A 16,246-nucleotide genomic window follows, 5' to 3' on the forward strand; every position below is an offset into this window, starting at 1 on the left:
TGCATCAATCGCAAATTATTAATGCAGCATACCTTCATTGACGTCGAATAACAGTTCTTCCATTTGCTGATAGGCGTTTTCACATCCTGGGATGTTAAATAGCACCATCAACACCACCCATTTGAGATCTTCAAGATCGAATTCGAGGGTATCAAGGGCCATTACACGTTCGATGACCATCTCGCGCGTTTCCATATTCAGCACCTGGACCTGTTCCAGGAACAAAATAAAACCGCGACATTCTGCATCTAAGCGCTGGTTTTCCTCTTCGGTATAGATTCGCATTGAGAGCGGATCGTTTGCCATGAGTACTGGCGCAACTAAGCCTTCCTGATAATCCGCTAACCGCTCAAGCCAATTCAACGCATTGTAGATATCTTCACGATGAAAACCGGCATCGGTTAAATCATCGGTCAATTTATCCTGATCAACGCGCATTTCAGCTTCGTTGTGGATATACGTCTCAAACAAGTACATAAGTACGTCGAACATGGCATGCCCTCCTCAATCGGACATAGCCGCCGGGTACAGCTGCGATCCATCCTGCTAACTCCAGCTCCAGCAGGTGAGCTGCGATAACTGGCACAGGTTGGCCGGCACGTTCAGCGACGACGTCAACAGGTGTAACCTCATCACCTACGTTAGCCAACACAGTTGCAAATGGCAATGGCACATCGTCACTGTGTTGTGAATATATTGTTTCTGAACTGCTATCAGGCAACCATTGCAGCGTTGAATGTAAATCTTCAAGGATATTGTTAGGATGCGCCACCAGCAGCGCGCCTTGCTGGATAAGCCAGTGCGTACCTTCACTACCCGGATTGCCTAGCGCGCCGGGTAATGCATAAACGTTACGATTTTGTTCCAAAGCGTAGCGTGCCGTCACCAGCGAACCGCTTTTTAACGTGGCTTCAACTACCAGTACGCCAAGACTTAAACCACTGATGATGCGATTACGCCGCGGAAAGTTAACCGCATGCGGTGCCGTATCAAGGGGGAATTCCGAGATCAGTGCCCCACCGCCAGCGATGATCTCACGTGCTAACGCTTGATGACTTTTAGGGTAGATATGCTGCAGACCGCTGCCTAATACTGCAACGGTCTTGCCCTGCACTTCTAACGCGGCCCGATGCGCCACGCCATCGATTCCGCGTGCAAGGCCGCTGGTGATGGTCAATCCACTTAGCGCTAATTGCTGCGTAAACCAGCTTCCCCATTGCTTACCATAATGCGTGCAGTGACGGCTGCCCACGACACCGAGTTGGGGCGTCTGCAAGATGTCCATATTTCCCGCGACATACAGCAATGAGGGACGTCGACTGATTTCCGCTAACGCCGAGGGATAATGTTCGTCGATACAGGTAACTACATGATGCTGTTCATCCTCCAGCCATAGATGTGTTCGTGCTAACTGGCGTGGACAAAGCTCTTTAAACTGTTGTCGCTGGGTTTCGTTTAATCCCTGATCCAGTAAAAGATCGTCATCAACCTGAGCATTATCCTGCAATGCCTCAGCTAAATGTCTGACAACTCCAGAGCTTAAGCCTTTCACATTTGCCAGCCTGAGCATCCATTCAATTCTCTCCATGCTGCACTCCCTGTCAGCCGCGCTATCATGCGGTGCAATGCTGTCAATCAGACATCAAAAAGTCTACAATATGAGGCAGTAATCTTTTCTTCAACGCATACAGATCTGGATATTTATGTCAGTTTTGCAGGTATTACATTTCCCTGATGATCGCCTTCGCAAAATCGCTGCGCCGGTGGCAACCGTAAACGCAGACGTGCAGCGTATTGTCGACGACATGTTTGAAACCATGTACGCCGAAGAAGGTATTGGCTTAGCGGCGACCCAAGTCGATATTCATCAGCGCATCATTGTTATTGATGTTTCTGAAAACCGTGACGAGCGTTTGGTGCTGATTAATCCGGAACTGCTGGAAAAAAGCGGTGAAACCGGTATTGAAGAAGGCTGCCTTTCCATTCCTGAGCAACGTGCTTTTGTGCCGCGCGCAGAGTGGGTCAAAGTGCGTGCGCAGGATCGTGACGGCAAAAGCTTCGAGCTGGAAACCGACGGTCTGCTGGCGATTTGCATCCAGCATGAAATCGATCATCTCGATGGCAAACTTTTCATTGATTATCTGTCGCCACTGAAACGTCAGCGTATCAAACAGAAACTGGAAAAATTGGCCCGCCTAAACGCACGCGAAGATTAAGTGCTCATTGAAGGTTAAACTGTGTCTGCACCGCTCAAAATTATCTTTGCCGGTACACCTGACTTTGCAGCGCGTCATTTAGACGCGCTACTTGCTTCTGAGCATCAGGTTGTTGGCGTCTTTACCCAGCCCGATCGTCCAGCCGGACGCGGCAATAAGCTTACGTCAAGCCCGGTCAAAGTCCTGGCACAGGCGCACGATATTCCGGTATTTCAGCCGAAATCCCTGAAGCCTGAAGAGAACCAGCATCTGGTTGACGATCTGCAGGCCGATATCATGGTGGTGGTCGCTTATGGCTTGATCCTGCCAAAAGCCGTGCTGGCGATGCCGCGCCTGGGTTGTATTAATGTGCATGGTTCGCTGCTGCCACGCTGGCGCGGTGCTGCACCCATCCAACGCTCTCTCTGGGCTGGCGATACCGAAACCGGTGTCACCATTATGCAGATGGATGTTGGCCTCGATACCGGCGACATGCTGCATAAACTCTCCTGCCCAATTACGGCTGAAGACACCAGCGCGTCGCTGTATGAGAAGCTGGCGCAACTCGGCCCGCAAGGCATGCTGTTAACGCTGGATCTGCTGGCAAGCGGTAATGCCAGGCCAGAAGTCCAGGATGAAGCGCTTGTCTCTTATGCCGAGAAACTGAGCAAAGAAGAAGCACGTCTCGATTGGTCACTTTCCGCAGCGCAGTTGGAACGTTGTATTCGTGCCTTCAATCCATGGCCAATGAGCTATTTCATGATTGAAGAGCAACCGGTAAAAGTCTGGCAGGCAACGGTTTTGCCGCATCAGAACAAGCAACCCGGTGAAATCGTCCTTGCAGATAAACAAGGCATTCAGATCGCAACGGCCGATGGTGTGCTGAATCTGGTATCGCTGCAACCTGCCGGTAAAAAAGCCATGTCCGCTCAGGACCTGCTCAATTCGCGCCGCGAATGGTTCGTACCTGGAACCGTTCTGGCCTGATCCTCCAAGCCCGGTTTGACCGGGCTTTTTGTTTGATGAAATAACATGAAAAAAGCTACCAACTTGCGCAGCCTGGCCGCGCAACTCATTGAACGCGTTGTGGACAAAGGTGAATCGCTAAGTGCCATTTTGCCAGGCGCGCAAAAGAACCTATCCGATAAAGATGGCGCGCTGCTGCAAGAACTCTGTTTTGGCGTGATGCGCACGCTGCCGCAGCTAGAAGCCTTAATCGGCAAACTGATGGAGCGCACCTTAACCGGTAAGCAGCGCGTGTTGCATTATCTGTTGATGGTTGGCCTCTATCAGCTGCTATATACCCGCGTGCCGGCCCATGCGGCACTGGCAGAAACCGTGGCGGGTGCTGAAGTGCTGAAGCGCACGGCTTTAAAAGGCCTGTTAAATGGCGTGTTGCGCCAGTTCCTGCGCCAGCAAGAAGCGCTGTTAGCCGAAGTCGATCAGGGCTCGCAACGTTACTGGCATCCAGGCTGGTTGCTGAAACGTCTGCAAGCGGCATGGCCAGAACAGTGGCAACAGATTGTTGAAGCTAACAATCAGCGACCGCCGATGTGGCTGCGCGTCAATCGCCAGTATCACAGTCGCGATGCCTGGCTGGCGCTATTGCAGGCAGAAGAGAAAGTTGCTTTTCCTGGCGATGCACAAGATGCATTGCGACTGGAATCACCCGCTCCAGTCAGCCAGCTGCCGTGTTTCGATCAAGGTTGGGTGACGGTGCAGGATCTTTCTGCACAACGTTGCGCACTGCTGCTTGAGCCAAAAAATGGGGAAACTATTCTCGATCTCTGTGCTGCTCCAGGTGGTAAAACCACGCATATCCTTGAAATCGCCCCGCAAGCCAAAGTCTTAGCCGTCGATGTTGACCCGCAACGCCTGCTCCGTGTGCATGAGAACTTACAGCGCCTGGGCATGCAGGCCGAAGTGCGTCAGGGCGATGGTCGTACACCGGCAGAATGGTGTGGTGATATGCAGTTTGATCGTATCCTGCTCGATGCGCCCTGCTCTGCCACGGGCGTTATTCGCCGCCATCCAGACATCAAGTGGCTACGTCGCGATCGTGATATTCCTGAGCTGGCGAATCTACAGCGCGAAATACTTGAGGCCGTCTGGCCGCGTCTAAAATCTGGCGGCACGATGATATATGCCACCTGCTCAATATTGCCGGAAGAGAATCACAATCAAATCAGCGCCTTTTTGGCAGCGCACAGCGACGCCGTGGCCGAGACGTTGCCACAGGGCCAGGATAATGGCTGGCAGGTTTTCCCGACCATCGATGGCGGCGACGGCTTCTTCTACGCTAAGCTGATGAAAAAATAGTGCTGCGCACACTGACAAGAGCATCTAAGCCATGAAAATCATTATCCTCGGCGCCGGCCAGGTCGGCGGAACCCTGGCAGAAAATCTGGTCGGGGAAAATAACGATATCACCGTCGTCGATAGCGATGCGACGCGTTTACGCGTATTGCAGGACAAATTTGATCTGCGCGTCGTGCATGGTCACGGATCACATCCGCGTATTTTGCGTGAAGCCGGTGCTGAAGATGCAGATATGCTGGTGGCGGTAACCAACTCCGATGAAACTAACATGGTGGCTTGTCAGATTGCGTATTCCCTTTTCAATACGCCCAATCGTATCGCGCGTATTCGCGCCGCTGAATACTTACGCGATGCTGAGAAGCTGTTTGTACCTGAAGCCGTACCAATTGATCATCTGATCTCTCCTGAGCAGTTGGTCATCGACAATATCTACCGCCTGATTCAGTATCCTGGCGCACTTCAGGTAGTGAATTTTGCCGAAGGCAAAGTGAGCCTCGCTGTGGTTAAAGCCTATTATGGCGGACCGCTGGTCGGGAATCCTTTGTCGATCATGCGTGAACATATGCCGCATATTGATACGCGAGTCGCGGCGATTTTTCGTCAGGATCGTCCCATTCGTCCCCAGGGTTCTACGATTGTGGAAGCCGGCGATGAAGTGTTCTTTATTGCCGCGAGCCAACACATCCGCGCGGTGATGAGTGAAATGCAGCGTCTGGAAAAACCGTATAAGCGCATCATGTTAGTTGGCGGCGGCAATATCGGCTTTGGATTGGCGCAGCGCCTGGAAAAACAGTACAGCGTGAAGTTGATCGAACGTAATCAACAACGCGCGGCAGAACTGGCAGAACGTTTGCACGATACTATCGTGTTTTACGGTGATGCCTCGGATCAGGAATTGCTGGCCGAAGAGCATGTCGATCAGGTGGATCTCTTCATCGCGGTCACTAACGACGATGAAGCCAATATTATGTCGGCCATGCTGGCTAAGAAAATGGGTGCGAAAAAAGTAATGGTGCTGATCCAGCGCCGGGCCTACGTCGATCTTGTTCAAGGTAGCGTGATCGACATTGCGATCTCGCCGCAACAAGCCACGATCTCGGCGCTGCTAAGTCACGTACGTAAAGCCGATATCGTGGGCGTGTCCTCACTGCGTCGCGGTATTGCAGAAGCAATCGAAGCGATCGCACACGGCGATGAAACCACCTCACGCGTGGTTGGGCGTTTGATAGAAGATATTAAGTTGCCGCCGGGAACCATTATCGGTGCTGTGGTGCGCGGTGATGAGGTGATCATCGCCAATGATAACGTGCGCGTCGAACAGGGCGATCACGTAATTATGTTCCTGACGGATAAGAAGTTTGTGCCCGATGTTGAGCGCCTGTTCCAGCCAAGTCCATTCTTCCTGTAAAAGCTGCGGGCGAAAGCCCGCCGTGAAAATTTCGCTTAATCCATTGTTCTAATGGCAATTGCACAAAGGTTTGTTAGACTTTAGCCATTGGCCAAGGCAAGGAGATAACAATGAGTTTATTCAAAGAGTTTCGTGATTTTGCAATGCGCGGGAACGTGGTTGATCTGGCGGTAGGTGTCATCATCGGTGCCGCTTTTGGTAAGATTGTTTCTTCACTGGTCGCCAATATCATCATGCCGCCACTTGGCTTGCTGATTGGTGGCGTCGATTTCAAACAGTTTAAATGGATATTAAAACCGGCAGAAGGTGATATTCCTGCTGTGGTAATGGAGTACGGTAACTTTATTCAGACCGTGTTCGATTTCGTTATTGTTGCCTTCGCGATATTCCTGGCAATTAAAGTAATGAACAAGCTGTATCAGAAAAAAGAAGTTGAGAAAGCGGCACCTAAGCCGACGAATGAAGAGTTACTGCTCACTGAAATCCGTGACCTGTTAAAACAACAAAATCACGATAAATTATAATAAAAAAGCCGCCCACGTAAGGCGGCTTTTTTGTCTTTAAAGAAGAAGGCCAGTGATAAACTTTTCTGCTTATCACTGGCCTCCCAGTTACGTCCTTTGCCATGTTTGTCTTTACGTTGATAGCTGCCCTTTCCTTTCTGATTCTTCTCAATGCGCTGCCTAAACAGTGGATCATGTAATAATGCTTCCAGTGCATTATCGTTGATTTTACCTTTTTGGTGCTGATAGCGAGTCATCTCGTCCTCCGGTTATTAACGGCGCAACTATATTCCTTCCAGCGCAAAATTCAATCCTTACTACAACAAATTTCAGGCTGCGGCTCCTCACCTCTCTCCAGAGCTTCAAGTATTGAACAGCAAGCGCTGCTATGTATGTCGCCGCAGCAGGTTTCAGCTAAACGATGCAATGAACGTTGAATCGTCTGTAGTTCGGCAATCATGCCATTCACTTCATCCAATCTTTTCGCCACAATGGCTTTGGATTCCTGGCAAGTATGATGTTCAGGATCGATGCGGATCGACAATAAACCACGGATTGACTCTAAGCTAAAGCCGAGTTGGCGACCATAACGAATAAAACGCAGCCGCTGTAAATCATCGTCGCTATAAAGACGAAAACCGCCCTCAGTGCGTACCTCATGATTCATCATCTGCTGTTTTTCATAAAAGCGGATGGTGTCTGGCGTCACATCCGCCATTTTTGCCAGCTGGCCAATCCGATACATGCTATTTCTCCCGCTGCAAATGATGATGGATGTTATCGCTATACTCGCCGCGCAAAAATTCGGTACTGATTCCGGCTTGCTGGAGTTTTATTTCTAGCAAAGCTAAGCGTTTCGACAGTTCTCGCGCCTTGCCATCGTCAGGATCCAGTTCGCGTAGCAGATCGTTTATCGCCAATGCTTCTCGACGCAATTCAAGTTCCGGAGGTAAGTAACCAGAGTTTTTCAACAGCCGATATGCCGTGCGCAGTTCAACAGGCACTCCGCTGTCATCATCTAGCTGTAAAGGTGCACCTTCGCCCGGCAAATTACTCAGTTCACCCTTTTCCTGAGCTTCACGTATATGTTGCTCTACAAGTTGATCAATTAGCCACATAAGGGAATTCCTGATGGGTGTATCAGCCATCAGCATAGCGAAAGGTGAGTAAATGGAAAGGAATTACGGACAATAAAAAACCCGCCGAAGCGGGTTTTTTACGATACTGCAAATTACTCTGCAGTAGCTTCTGCTTGAGCTTCTGGACGATCAACCAGCTCGATGTAAGCCATCGGAGCGTTGTCACCAGCACGGAAGCCACACTTCAAAATGCGAGTGTAACCACCGGCACGGCTCGCGAAACGCGGGCCCAGCTCGTTAAACAGTTTTGCCACGATCTCGTTATCACGAGTGCGGGCGAATGCCAGACGACGATTAGCTACGCTGTCGGTCTTGGCAAGAGTAATCAGCGGCTCAACTACGCGGCGCAGCTCTTTGGCTTTCGGCAGAGTCGTCTTAATGATCTCATGACGAACCAGAGAACCAGCCATGTTGCGGAACATAGCCTGACGATGGCTGCTGTTGCGGTTCAGTTGACGACCACTCTTACGATGGCGCATGACCTTATCCTTCTCAGTGAAACCTTAACCTGTGATCGGTTTATTCATCAGCAATGCTTGCTGGTGGCCAGTTTTCCAGGCGCATGCCCAGAGACAAACCACGTGAAGCAAGCACATCTTTAATCTCGGTAAGAGATTTTTTACCCAGGTTAGGCGTTTTAAGCAGCTCAACCTCGGTACGCTGTACCAGATCACCGATGTAGTGGATAGCTTCTGCCTTGAGGCAGTTAGCAGAGCGGACAGTCAATTCCAGATCGTCAACAGGGCGCAGCAGGATCGGATCGAATTCTGGTTTCTCTTCTTTTACTTCCGGCTGACGTACATCACGTAAGTCAACGAAAGCTTCCAGTTGTTCTGCCAGGATGGTTGCCGCACGACGAATCGCCTCTTCAGGATCGATTGTGCCGTTGGTTTCCATTTCGATGACCAGCTTGTCCAGGTCGGTACGCTGTTCTACACGCGCTGCTTCAACATTGTAGGCAATACGGTCTACAGGGCTGTAGCAAGCGTCAACCAACAGACGGCCGATTGGGCGCTCATCTTCTTCCGAATGAATTCGGGCAGAAGCCGGCACATAACCACGACCACGCTGAACTTTGATACGCATGCTAATAGATGCGTTTTCATCGGTCAGGTGGCAGATCACATGCTGCGGCTTGACGATTTCAACATCACCGTCGTGGGTGATGTCGGCTGCAGTCACAGGGCCAATGCCAGATTTATTCAGAGTAAGGATGACTTCATCTTTACCTTGAACTCTTACCGCCAACCCTTTCAGGTTAAGCAGGATTTCCAGGATATCTTCCTGTACGCCCTCTTTGGTGGAGTACTCATGAAGCACACCATCAATCTCAACCTCGGTCACCGCGCAACCCGGCATGGAAGAAAGCAGAATACGGCGCAGTGCGTTGCCAAGAGTATGGCCAAAGCCACGCTCTAACGGCTCAAGGGTCACCTTGGCGTGCGTCGAACTCACTTGCTCGATATCTACCAGGCGCGGTTTTAGAAACTCTGTCACAGAACCCTGCATTGTGTCCTCTCTTTGGTACTAAGCTTTACTTAGAGTAAAGCTCGACGATCAGGTGTTCGTTAATGTCCGCAGACAGATCAGTACGTTCAGGAATACGCTTGAACACACCTTCCATCTTAGTAGCATCAACTTCCAGCCAGGTTGGCTTTTCACGCTGCTCAGCCAGCTCCAGAGCGGCCTTCACGCGAGATTGCTGTTTGGCTTTCTCACGGATGCTTACGACATCATTCGGAGATACCTGATAAGAAGCGATGTTAACAACGCGACCGTTCACCAGGATAGATTTATGGCTAACCAGCTGACGTGCTTCTGCACGAGTGGCGCCAAAGCCCATACGGTAAACAACGTTATCCAGACGGCCTTCCAGCAGGGCCAGCAGGTTTTCACCTGTGTTGCCTTTCAGACGTGCTGCTTCTTTATAGTAGTTGCGGAACTGACGCTCCAGCACGCCGTACATACGACGAACTTTCTGCTTTTCACGCAACTGGCCGCCGTAGTCAGACAGACGCGGTTTACGCGCACCATGCTGACCAGGTGGTTGTTCAATTTTGCACTTGGTATCGATCGCGCGAACGCCAGACTTAAGGAATAAGTCGGTACCCTCACGACGGCTCAGCTTGAGCTTAGGACCCAAATATCTTGCCATTTTCTTTCTCCAACTAACCTAAAAACGGGCGATTAAACGCGACGTTTTTTCGGCGGACGACAACCGTTGTGAGGGATTGGAGTCACATCAGTAATATTAGTGATGCGGAAACCAGCAGCGTTCAGAGCACGAATTGTTGATTCGCGTCCTGGACCCGGACCCTTAACCATAACTTCCAGATTCTTAATACCGTAATCTTTCACTGCTTCTGCACAGCGCTCTGCAGCTACCTGAGCAGCAAACGGAGTAGATTTACGTGAACCGCGGAAACCGGAACCACCGGCGGTTGCCCAACCCAGTGCGTTACCCTGACGATCAGTAATTGTAACGATGGTGTTGTTAAAAGATGCATGGACATGAGCCACGCCATCTGAGACTTGTTTTCTTACACGCTTGCGTGCACGAACTGGTGCCTTTGCCATTATTTACTCACCCCGATTATTTCTTGATCGGTTTACGCGGACCCTTACGGGTACGTGCATTGGTCTTAGTACGCTGACCGCGAACTGGCAGACCACGACGATGGCGTAAACCACGATAGCAACCAAGGTCCATCAGACGCTTGATGCTCAGGGTGATTTCACGGCGCAGATCACCTTCAACAACGAATTTACCAACTGCTTCACGCAGCTGTTCAATTTGTTCTTCAGACAGCTCTCTGATCTTAACATTTTCAGCAATACCCGTTGAAGCGCAGATGGCTTTAGAACGAGTTTTACCGATACCGAAAATCGAAGTTAATGCGATAACGGTATGTTTTTGATCAGGAATGTTAATGCCTGCTATACGGGCCACTATGCACTCCTATAATTAAACAAATGCGTCCCATGCTGAAAAGCCCGTTTTCAGGATACTCAAATGGTAACGCATCGACATACAAAAGATTGGCTGGCTAATCTAGCCAGCTCAACCCGACTTTGCAAGAAAAATATGTGACAATATCAGCCTTGGCGCTGTTTATGCTTTGGCTCGGCGCTGCAGATCACACGTACGACACCGTCGCGGCGAATGATTTTGCAGTTACGACATAATTTCTTGACGGAAGCACGAACTTTCATTTTTACTCTCCGTAACTTCTCAAGCACCCGAATTAACGGCCGTAGCCCTTCAGGTTAGCTTTCTTCAATGCAGACTCGTACTGACTCGACATCATCAGAGTTTGCACTTGAGCCATAAAGTCCATGATGACGACCACTACGATGAGCAGCGATGTGCCGCCAAAGTAGAATGGAACTTTCATAGCATCACGCATGAACTCCGGGATCAGGCAGATAAAAGTAATATACAGTGCGCCGATTAAGGTCAGACGTGTCATTACTTTATCGATGTACTTCGCCGTTTGCTCTCCCGGACGAATTCCCGGTACGAATGCACCAGACTTCTTCAGGTTATCTGCTGTTTCACGTGGGTTGAAGACCAACGCCGTGTAGAAGAAACAGAAGAAGATGATTGCAGTCGCATAGAGTAGCACATAAAGCGGCTGTCCTGGTTGCAAATACAGCGAAATTGTTGTCAGCCAGTTCCAACCGGTACCGCCCCCGAACCATGATGCTATGGTCGCCGGGAACAGAATAATGCTGGAAGCAAAAATAGCTGGGATTACGCCCGCCATATTCACTTTCAACGGTAAATGTGTGCTCTGTGCAGCATATACACGACGGCCTTGCTGACGTTTAGCGTAGTTGACCACAATGCGGCGCTGGCCACGCTCGACGAAAATAACAAAGAACGTCACTGCAAATACTAGAACTGCAACCAACAGCAACAGAAGGAAGTGCAGGTCACCTTGCCGCGCTTGCTCGATGGTATGGCCAATGGCCGGCGGGAGTCCCGCAACAATACCTGCGAAGATAATGATCGAGATACCGTTACCGATACCTCGTTCAGTAATCTGTTCGCCCAGCCACATCAGGAACATTGTCCCAGTAACCAGACTTACAACAGCGGTAAAGTAGAATGCAAAGCCTGGATTCATTACCAGCCCCTGCATTCCAGGCATATTCGGTAAACCGGTAGCAATACCGATCGACTGGAATACAGCCAGAACCAGTGTACCGTAGCGAGTGTACTGGCTAATCTTACGACGACCAGCTTCACCCTCTTTCTTAATCTCAGCTAACGCTGGATGAACCACCGTCAGCAGCTGGATAATAATGGAGGCCGAAATATACGGCATAATACCCAGAGCGAAGATTGAGGCACGACTGAGAGCACCACCAGAGAACATGTTGAACATTTCAATGATGGTGCCACGCTGTTGCTCAAGCAGTTTGGCAAGTACAGTGGCATCGATACCGGGGATTGGAATAAAAGAGCCAATTCGGAAGACAATGAGTGCACCGATTACAAACAACAGTCTGCGCTTCAGTTCACCAAAGCCACCTTTGGCACTTTGAAAATCTAATCCCGGTTGCTTTGCCATCTGCTACTTATTCCTCGATTTTACCGCCAGCAGCTTCGATTGCAGCACGAGCACCTTTGGTGACACGCAGACCGCGAACCGTTACCGGTGCAGAAACTTCACCAGAAAGAATCACTTTCGCGAATTCAATCTGAACACCGATAATATTGGCCGCTTTCAGCGTATTCAGGTCAACAATACCGCCTTCAACTTTCGCCAGATCAGACAGACGAACTTCTGTCGTGATCATTGCTTTGCGAGAGGTGAAACCGAATTTCGGCAGACGACGGTACAGAGGCATCTGACCACCCTCGAAACCGCGACGTACGCCACCGCCAGAACGAGAGTTCTGACCTTTGTGACCACGACCACCGGTTTTACCGAGGCCAGAACCGATACCACGACCCAGACGCTTAGAAGCGTGTTTAGACCCTTCGGCCGGAGACAGAGTGTTTAAACGCATCTCTTACTCCTCCACTTTCAGCATGTAGGAAATCGCGTTAATCATACCGCGTACAGCAGGCGTATCTTCACGCTCAACGGTGTGATTGATGCGACGCAGACCCAAGCCAACCAGAGTCGCTTTGTGCTTAGGCAGGCGGCCGATTGAACTGCGGGTTTGTGTAATTTTAATTGTCTTAGCCATCGTGATTACCCCAGAATTTCTTCAACGGATTTACCACGCTTGGCAGCGACCATTTCCGGAGAATTCATATTGCCCAGGCCATCAATAGTTGCACGAACCACGTTAATCGGGTTGGTAGAACCATACGCTTTAGCCAGAACGTTATGTACTCCAGCAACTTCTAAAACGGCGCGCATTGCACCGCCGGCGATGATACCGGTACCTTCAGAAGCTGGCTGCATGAACACACGAGAACCTGTGTGAGCACCTTTAACAGGGTGCTGCAGGGTGCCGTGAGTCAGCGCGACGTTAATCATATTGCGACGGGCTTTCTCCATCGCTTTCTGGATCGCTGCTGGAACTTCACGCGCTTTACCGTAACCAAAACCAACGCGGCCGTTACCATCACCCACTACAGTCAGTGCGGTGAAGGAGAAAATACGACCACCTTTTACAGTTTTAGATACACGGTTTACCGCGATCAGTTTTTCCTGCAGTTCGCCAGCTTGTTTCTCGATGTTTGACATCTTAGACCTCTACCTTAGAACTGAAGGCCAGCTTCACGGGCAGCATCTGCCAGTGCCTGGACACGACCATGATATTGGAACCCGGAACGGTCGAAAGAGACATTAGTAATGCCTTTCTCAACAGCGCGCTCAGCCAGAGCTTTACCTACAGCTGCAGCGGCGTCTTTGTTACCGGTATACTTCAGTTGTTCGGCAATAGCTTTTTCTACAGTAGAAGCAGCAACCAGAACTTCGGAACCGTTCGGGGCGATCACCTGTGCGTAGATATGACGCGGGGTACGATGTACCACCAGGCGAGTAGCACCCAGCTCTTTGAGCTTGCGACGTGCACGGGTCGCACGACGGATACGAGCAGATTTCTTATCCATAGTGTTACCTTACTTCTTCTTAGCCTCTTTGGTACGCACGACTTCGTCGGCGTAACGAACACCCTTGCCTTTATAAGGCTCAGGACGACGGTAGGCGCGCAGATCAGCTGCAACCTGACCAATCAGCTGTTTATCAGCGCCTTTCAGCACGATCTCAGTCTGAGTTGGACATTCAGCAGTGATGCCGGCCGGCAGTGCATGGTCAACAGGGTGAGAGAAGCCAAGGGCCAAGCTCACAGAGTTGCCTTTAACAGCTGCACGATAACCAACACCAACCAGTTGCAGCTTCTTGGTGAAGCCTTCGGTAACACCGATAACCATGCCGTTCAGCAGCGCACGAGCAGTACCTGCTTGTGCCCAACCATCCGCATAACCTTCGCGTGGAGCGAAAGTCAGGGCGTTGTCTGCATGCTTAACTTCTACAGCACTGTTGATAGTACGAGTCAGCTCGCCGTTTTTGCCTTTGATCGAAACTTCCTGACCGCTGAGTTTTACCTCTACGCCCGCAGGAACAACGACAGGTGCTTTTGCAACACGAGACATTTTATTCCTCCGATTACGCTACGTAGCAGATAATTTCGCCACCAAGACCAGCTTGGCGCGCTGCACGATCAGTCATGACACCTTTAGAGGTAGAGATTACAGCGATGCCCAGACCAGCCATTACTTTTGGCAGCTCATCTTTTTTCTTATAGATGCGCAGACCTGGACGACTAACACGCTGAATGCTCTCTACCACAGCCTTGCCCTGGAAATACTTTAAAGTAACTTCCAGTTCAGACTTGATATCGCCTTCGATTTTAAAATCTTCAATATAGCCTTCTTCCTTCAGCACGTTGGCAATTGCCACTTTCAGCTTGGAGGAAGGCATAGAGACCGCAACTTTGTTCGCGGCCTGACCGTTACGGATACGGGTCAGCATATCCGCGATCGGATCTTGCATGCTCATCTGTGTTACTCCCGTGATTCAAATGGTGACAATTACCAGCTAGCCTTTTTAAGACCCGGGATTTCACCGCGCATTGCGGCTTCACGGACCTTGATACGGCTCAACCCAAACTTCCGCAAGAAACCGTGCGGACGACCTGTCTGACGGCAGCGGTTACGCTGACGGGAAGGGCTGGAATCACGCGGCAGACTCTGCAGCTTGAGAACGGCATCCCAACGATCTTCGTCGGATGCGTTCACATCAGAAATGATCGCTTTCAGTTCAACGCGCTTAGCGAAGAACTTGTCTGCTAATTTCACACGCTTAACTTCGCGTGCTTTCATCGATTGCTTAGCCATTAAGTAACCCTACCTTACTTGCGGAATGGGAATTCAAAGGCAGCCAGCAGAGCACGGCCTTCATCATCAGATTTCGCAGTAGTGGTAATGGTAATATCCAAACCACGAACGCGATCGACTTTGTCATAATCGATTTCTGGGAAGATGATCTGCTCACGAACGCCCATGCTGTAGTTACCACGACCGTCGAACGACTTAGCAGATAAACCGCGGAAGTCACGAATACGTGGTACAGCAATAGTGATCAGACGCTCAAAGAACTCCCACATACGCTCACCGCGCAGAGTTACTTTACAGCCGATCGGATAGCCCTGACGGATTTTGAAGCCTGCAACTGATTTGCGTGCTTTGGTGATCAGCGGTTTTTGACCGGAGATTGCTGCCAGGTCAGCTGCTGCGTTATCCAGCAGTTTCTTGTCAGCGATCGCTTCACCAACACCCATGTTCAGGGTGATCTTCTCGACCCGAGGGACTTGCATGACAGAATTGTAGCCGAACTCTGTCATGAGTTTCTGGACTACTTCGTCTTTGTAGTAATCATGCAGTTTCGCCATCGTACTACTCCAAATTACTTGATAGTTTCGCTATTAGACTTGAAGAAACGGACTTTTTTGCCGTCTTCGAATCTAAAGCCTACACGGTCAGCCTTGCCGGTTGCCGCATTGAAGAGTGCAACGTTGGAAGCTTGAATAGCCGCTTCTTTTTCAACGATGCCACCTGGCTGGTTCAGGGCCGGAACCGGCTTCTGATGTTTCTTAACCAGGTTGATACCTTCAACGATGACTTTACCAGAAGTCAGGACGTTCTTTACTTTACCGCGTTTACCTTTGTCTTTGCCGGTAAGCACGATAACTTCGTCGTTACGACGGATTTTCGCTGCCATTGCTCGCTCCTTAGAGTACTTCTGGTGCCAGAGAGATAATTTTCATGAACTTTTCAGTACGAAGTTCACGAGTTACCGGCCCAAAAATACGCGTACCGATAGGTTGCTCGCTGTTATTGTTTAAAATAACGCATGCATTACCATCGAAGCGAATGACAGAACCGTCCGGGCGACGAACACCCTTCCTGGTGCGCACCACTACCGCTTTCAGGACATCACCTTTTTTCACCTTGCCACGAGGAATTGCTTCCTTGATGGTCACTTTGATGATATCGCCGACGCCTGCGTAGCGACGGTGCGAGCCACCCAGAACCTTGATACACATTACGCGACGTGCACCGGAGTTGTCGGCGACGTTCAGCATAGTCTGTTCTTGGATCATTTTAGTGCTCCGCTAATGTCAACTACTACTTCGGGACCCAAACCTCAGGTCGTT

Annotated in this window: 27 protein-coding genes; 5 read left to right on the plus strand and 22 right to left on the minus strand. The window is 50.3% G+C overall.

What is annotated here, in order from left to right; translation table 11 throughout:
- Positions 1-18 precede the first annotated feature (18 nt).
- The gene (gene smg, locus P6287_RS17440) at positions 19-492 is read right to left on the minus strand and encodes a DUF494 family protein Smg (RefSeq protein WP_007891699.1); all 474 of its coding nucleotides are present in this window, start codon (positions 490-492) and stop codon (positions 19-21) included.
- Positions 464-1,588 (minus strand): DNA-protecting protein DprA, encoded by a 1,125-nt coding sequence (gene dprA, locus P6287_RS17445; protein ID WP_110867590.1) that lies wholly within the window; start codon positions 1,586-1,588, stop codon positions 464-466. Before dprA ends, smg begins: the two co-directional genes overlap by 29 nt.
- Positions 1,589-1,703: 115 nt before the next feature.
- Between dprA and def the strand changes: the two genes are divergently transcribed.
- The 5 genes from def (at position 1,704) to mscL (ending at position 6,446) form a co-directional block, all read left to right on the plus strand.
- On the plus strand, positions 1,704-2,216 hold the full coding sequence (gene def, locus P6287_RS17450; protein ID WP_008104717.1) for a peptide deformylase: 513 nt from the start codon (positions 1,704-1,706) through the stop codon (positions 2,214-2,216).
- Positions 2,217-2,237: 21 nt separating this feature from the next.
- On the plus strand, positions 2,238-3,182 hold the full coding sequence (gene fmt, locus P6287_RS17455) for a methionyl-tRNA formyltransferase (RefSeq protein WP_277974164.1): 945 nt from the start codon (positions 2,238-2,240) through the stop codon (positions 3,180-3,182).
- Between the two features lie 45 nt (positions 3,183-3,227).
- A complete protein-coding gene (gene rsmB, locus P6287_RS17460) occupies positions 3,228-4,514 on the plus strand; it encodes a 16S rRNA (cytosine(967)-C(5))-methyltransferase RsmB (protein WP_277974165.1) in 1,287 nt (428 codons plus the stop codon).
- A 31-nt stretch (positions 4,515-4,545) separates the two neighbouring features.
- Positions 4,546-5,922, plus strand: a complete 1,377-nt coding sequence (gene trkA / locus P6287_RS17465) for a Trk system potassium transporter TrkA (protein ID WP_007891694.1) — start codon at positions 4,546-4,548, stop codon at positions 5,920-5,922.
- A 110-nt stretch (positions 5,923-6,032) separates the two neighbouring features.
- On the plus strand, positions 6,033-6,446 hold the full coding sequence (gene mscL, locus P6287_RS17470) for a large-conductance mechanosensitive channel protein MscL (RefSeq protein WP_007891693.1): 414 nt from the start codon (positions 6,033-6,035) through the stop codon (positions 6,444-6,446).
- Here the strand turns inward: mscL and P6287_RS17475 are convergent.
- The 20 genes from P6287_RS17475 to rplN all read right to left on the minus strand — a co-directional run bounded on the left by P6287_RS17475 (position 6,431) and on the right by rplN (position 16,192).
- Positions 6,431-6,682, minus strand: coding sequence for a ribosome alternative rescue factor ArfA (locus P6287_RS17475; RefSeq protein ID WP_110867593.1), 252 nt, complete (start codon positions 6,680-6,682; stop codon positions 6,431-6,433). The genes mscL and P6287_RS17475 overlap by 16 nt on opposite strands.
- 50 nt (positions 6,683-6,732) lie before the next feature.
- On the minus strand, positions 6,733-7,170 hold the full coding sequence (gene zntR, locus P6287_RS17480; RefSeq protein WP_101762568.1) for a Zn(2+)-responsive transcriptional regulator: 438 nt from the start codon (positions 7,168-7,170) through the stop codon (positions 6,733-6,735).
- A 1-nt stretch (position 7,171) separates the two neighbouring features.
- The gene (locus P6287_RS17485) at positions 7,172-7,543 is read right to left on the minus strand and encodes a DUF1992 domain-containing protein (protein WP_192414889.1); all 372 of its coding nucleotides are present in this window, start codon (positions 7,541-7,543) and stop codon (positions 7,172-7,174) included.
- A gap of 113 nt (positions 7,544-7,656) precedes the next feature.
- Positions 7,657-8,043 (minus strand): 50S ribosomal protein L17, encoded by a 387-nt coding sequence (gene rplQ, locus P6287_RS17490; protein ID WP_008104728.1) that lies wholly within the window; start codon positions 8,041-8,043, stop codon positions 7,657-7,659.
- A gap of 40 nt (positions 8,044-8,083) precedes the next feature.
- Positions 8,084-9,073 (minus strand): DNA-directed RNA polymerase subunit alpha, encoded by a 990-nt coding sequence (rpoA, locus tag P6287_RS17495; protein WP_007891688.1) that lies wholly within the window; start codon positions 9,071-9,073, stop codon positions 8,084-8,086.
- Positions 9,074-9,098: 25 nt separating this feature from the next.
- On the minus strand, positions 9,099-9,719 hold the full coding sequence (gene rpsD / locus P6287_RS17500; protein WP_007891687.1) for a 30S ribosomal protein S4: 621 nt from the start codon (positions 9,717-9,719) through the stop codon (positions 9,099-9,101).
- A gap of 32 nt (positions 9,720-9,751) precedes the next feature.
- Positions 9,752-10,141, minus strand: coding sequence for a 30S ribosomal protein S11 (rpsK, locus tag P6287_RS17505; RefSeq protein ID WP_004160563.1), 390 nt, complete (start codon positions 10,139-10,141; stop codon positions 9,752-9,754).
- A gap of 16 nt (positions 10,142-10,157) precedes the next feature.
- Positions 10,158-10,514, minus strand: a complete 357-nt coding sequence (gene rpsM / locus P6287_RS17510; RefSeq protein WP_034830736.1) for a 30S ribosomal protein S13 — start codon at positions 10,512-10,514, stop codon at positions 10,158-10,160.
- A 146-nt stretch (positions 10,515-10,660) separates the two neighbouring features.
- Complete coding sequence (gene rpmJ, locus P6287_RS17515) at positions 10,661-10,777, minus strand: 50S ribosomal protein L36 (protein ID WP_004160566.1); 117 nt, start codon at positions 10,775-10,777, stop codon at positions 10,661-10,663.
- A 32-nt stretch (positions 10,778-10,809) separates the two neighbouring features.
- Positions 10,810-12,141, minus strand: coding sequence for a preprotein translocase subunit SecY (gene secY / locus P6287_RS17520; RefSeq protein WP_007891686.1), 1,332 nt, complete (start codon positions 12,139-12,141; stop codon positions 10,810-10,812).
- Between the two features lie 7 nt (positions 12,142-12,148).
- Complete coding sequence (gene rplO, locus P6287_RS17525) at positions 12,149-12,583, minus strand: 50S ribosomal protein L15 (RefSeq protein ID WP_007891684.1); 435 nt, start codon at positions 12,581-12,583, stop codon at positions 12,149-12,151.
- Between the two features lie 3 nt (positions 12,584-12,586).
- On the minus strand, positions 12,587-12,766 hold the full coding sequence (rpmD, locus tag P6287_RS17530; RefSeq protein WP_007891681.1) for a 50S ribosomal protein L30: 180 nt from the start codon (positions 12,764-12,766) through the stop codon (positions 12,587-12,589).
- A 5-nt stretch (positions 12,767-12,771) separates the two neighbouring features.
- Positions 12,772-13,272 (minus strand): 30S ribosomal protein S5, encoded by a 501-nt coding sequence (gene rpsE, locus P6287_RS17535; RefSeq protein WP_007891679.1) that lies wholly within the window; start codon positions 13,270-13,272, stop codon positions 12,772-12,774.
- Positions 13,273-13,286: 14 nt separating this feature from the next.
- Complete coding sequence (rplR, locus tag P6287_RS17540; RefSeq protein WP_008104733.1) at positions 13,287-13,640, minus strand: 50S ribosomal protein L18; 354 nt, start codon at positions 13,638-13,640, stop codon at positions 13,287-13,289.
- A gap of 9 nt (positions 13,641-13,649) precedes the next feature.
- Positions 13,650-14,183, minus strand: a complete 534-nt coding sequence (gene rplF / locus P6287_RS17545) for a 50S ribosomal protein L6 (RefSeq protein WP_008104735.1) — start codon at positions 14,181-14,183, stop codon at positions 13,650-13,652.
- 13 nt (positions 14,184-14,196) lie between these two features.
- A complete protein-coding gene (gene rpsH / locus P6287_RS17550) occupies positions 14,197-14,589 on the minus strand; it encodes a 30S ribosomal protein S8 (RefSeq protein ID WP_007891668.1) in 393 nt (130 codons plus the stop codon).
- Between the two features lie 32 nt (positions 14,590-14,621).
- On the minus strand, positions 14,622-14,927 hold the full coding sequence (rpsN, locus tag P6287_RS17555) for a 30S ribosomal protein S14 (RefSeq protein WP_007891666.1): 306 nt from the start codon (positions 14,925-14,927) through the stop codon (positions 14,622-14,624).
- A gap of 14 nt (positions 14,928-14,941) precedes the next feature.
- Positions 14,942-15,481, minus strand: a complete 540-nt coding sequence (rplE, locus tag P6287_RS17560) for a 50S ribosomal protein L5 (RefSeq protein WP_007891665.1) — start codon at positions 15,479-15,481, stop codon at positions 14,942-14,944.
- Positions 15,482-15,495: 14 nt separating this feature from the next.
- Positions 15,496-15,810 carry a 50S ribosomal protein L24 gene (gene rplX, locus P6287_RS17565; RefSeq protein WP_007891664.1) on the minus strand — a complete coding sequence of 105 codons (315 nt, stop codon included), beginning with the start codon at positions 15,808-15,810 and terminating at the stop codon, positions 15,496-15,498.
- Positions 15,811-15,820: 10 nt separating this feature from the next.
- Positions 15,821-16,192, minus strand: a complete 372-nt coding sequence (gene rplN / locus P6287_RS17570; RefSeq protein ID WP_006120590.1) for a 50S ribosomal protein L14 — start codon at positions 16,190-16,192, stop codon at positions 15,821-15,823.
- Positions 16,193-16,246 lie beyond the last annotated feature (54 nt).

This window comes from Pantoea sp. X85, from assembly GCF_029623675.1.
Lineage (GTDB): Bacteria > Pseudomonadota > Gammaproteobacteria > Enterobacterales > Enterobacteriaceae > Pantoea > Pantoea leporis.

Bases quoted from the DNA above. Each gene is read 5' to 3' on its own strand.
- P6287_RS17485 (WP_192414889.1), bottom strand. From the start codon at position 7,543: ATGTGGCTAATTGATCAACTTGTAGAGCAACATATACGTGAAGCTCAG.
- rpmJ (WP_004160566.1), bottom strand. From the start codon at position 10,777: ATGAAAGTTCGTGCTTCCGTCAAGAAATTATGTCGTAACTGCAAAATC.
- zntR (WP_101762568.1), bottom strand. From the start codon at position 7,170: ATGTATCGGATTGGCCAGCTGGCAAAAATGGCGGATGTGACGCCAGAC.
- rpsH (WP_007891668.1), bottom strand. From the start codon at position 14,589: ATGAGCATGCAAGATCCGATCGCGGATATGCTGACCCGTATCCGTAAC.
- smg (WP_007891699.1), bottom strand. From the start codon at position 492: ATGTTCGACGTACTTATGTACTTGTTTGAGACGTATATCCACAACGAA.
- secY (WP_007891686.1), bottom strand. From the start codon at position 12,141: ATGGCAAAGCAACCGGGATTAGATTTTCAAAGTGCCAAAGGTGGCTTT.
- rpsN (WP_007891666.1), bottom strand. From the start codon at position 14,927: ATGGCTAAGCAATCGATGAAAGCACGCGAAGTTAAGCGTGTGAAATTA.
- rplF (WP_008104735.1), bottom strand. From the start codon at position 14,183: ATGTCTCGTGTTGCAAAAGCACCTGTCGTTGTTCCTGCGGGCGTAGAG.
- rpoA (WP_007891688.1), bottom strand. From the start codon at position 9,073: ATGCAGGGTTCTGTGACAGAGTTTCTAAAACCGCGCCTGGTAGATATC.
- rplN (WP_006120590.1), bottom strand. From the start codon at position 16,192: ATGATCCAAGAACAGACTATGCTGAACGTCGCCGACAACTCCGGTGCA.
- trkA (WP_007891694.1), top strand. From the start codon at position 4,546: ATGAAAATCATTATCCTCGGCGCCGGCCAGGTCGGCGGAACCCTGGCA.
- rplO (WP_007891684.1), bottom strand. From the start codon at position 12,583: ATGCGTTTAAACACTCTGTCTCCGGCCGAAGGGTCTAAACACGCTTCT.
- rplQ (WP_008104728.1), bottom strand. From the start codon at position 8,043: ATGCGCCATCGTAAGAGTGGTCGTCAACTGAACCGCAACAGCAGCCAT.
- rplX (WP_007891664.1), bottom strand. From the start codon at position 15,810: ATGGCAGCGAAAATCCGTCGTAACGACGAAGTTATCGTGCTTACCGGC.
- dprA (WP_110867590.1), bottom strand. From the start codon at position 1,588: ATGGAGAGAATTGAATGGATGCTCAGGCTGGCAAATGTGAAAGGCTTA.
- rplE (WP_007891665.1), bottom strand. From the start codon at position 15,481: ATGGCGAAACTGCATGATTACTACAAAGACGAAGTAGTCCAGAAACTC.
- P6287_RS17475 (WP_110867593.1), bottom strand. From the start codon at position 6,682: ATGACTCGCTATCAGCACCAAAAAGGTAAAATCAACGATAATGCACTG.
- rplR (WP_008104733.1), bottom strand. From the start codon at position 13,640: ATGGATAAGAAATCTGCTCGTATCCGTCGTGCGACCCGTGCACGTCGC.
- rsmB (WP_277974165.1), top strand. From the start codon at position 3,228: ATGAAAAAAGCTACCAACTTGCGCAGCCTGGCCGCGCAACTCATTGAA.
- rpsK (WP_004160563.1), bottom strand. From the start codon at position 10,141: ATGGCAAAGGCACCAGTTCGTGCACGCAAGCGTGTAAGAAAACAAGTC.
- def (WP_008104717.1), top strand. From the start codon at position 1,704: ATGTCAGTTTTGCAGGTATTACATTTCCCTGATGATCGCCTTCGCAAA.
- rpsE (WP_007891679.1), bottom strand. From the start codon at position 13,272: ATGTCAAACATCGAGAAACAAGCTGGCGAACTGCAGGAAAAACTGATC.
- rpsD (WP_007891687.1), bottom strand. From the start codon at position 9,719: ATGGCAAGATATTTGGGTCCTAAGCTCAAGCTGAGCCGTCGTGAGGGT.
- mscL (WP_007891693.1), top strand. From the start codon at position 6,033: ATGAGTTTATTCAAAGAGTTTCGTGATTTTGCAATGCGCGGGAACGTG.
- rpmD (WP_007891681.1), bottom strand. From the start codon at position 12,766: ATGGCTAAGACAATTAAAATTACACAAACCCGCAGTTCAATCGGCCGC.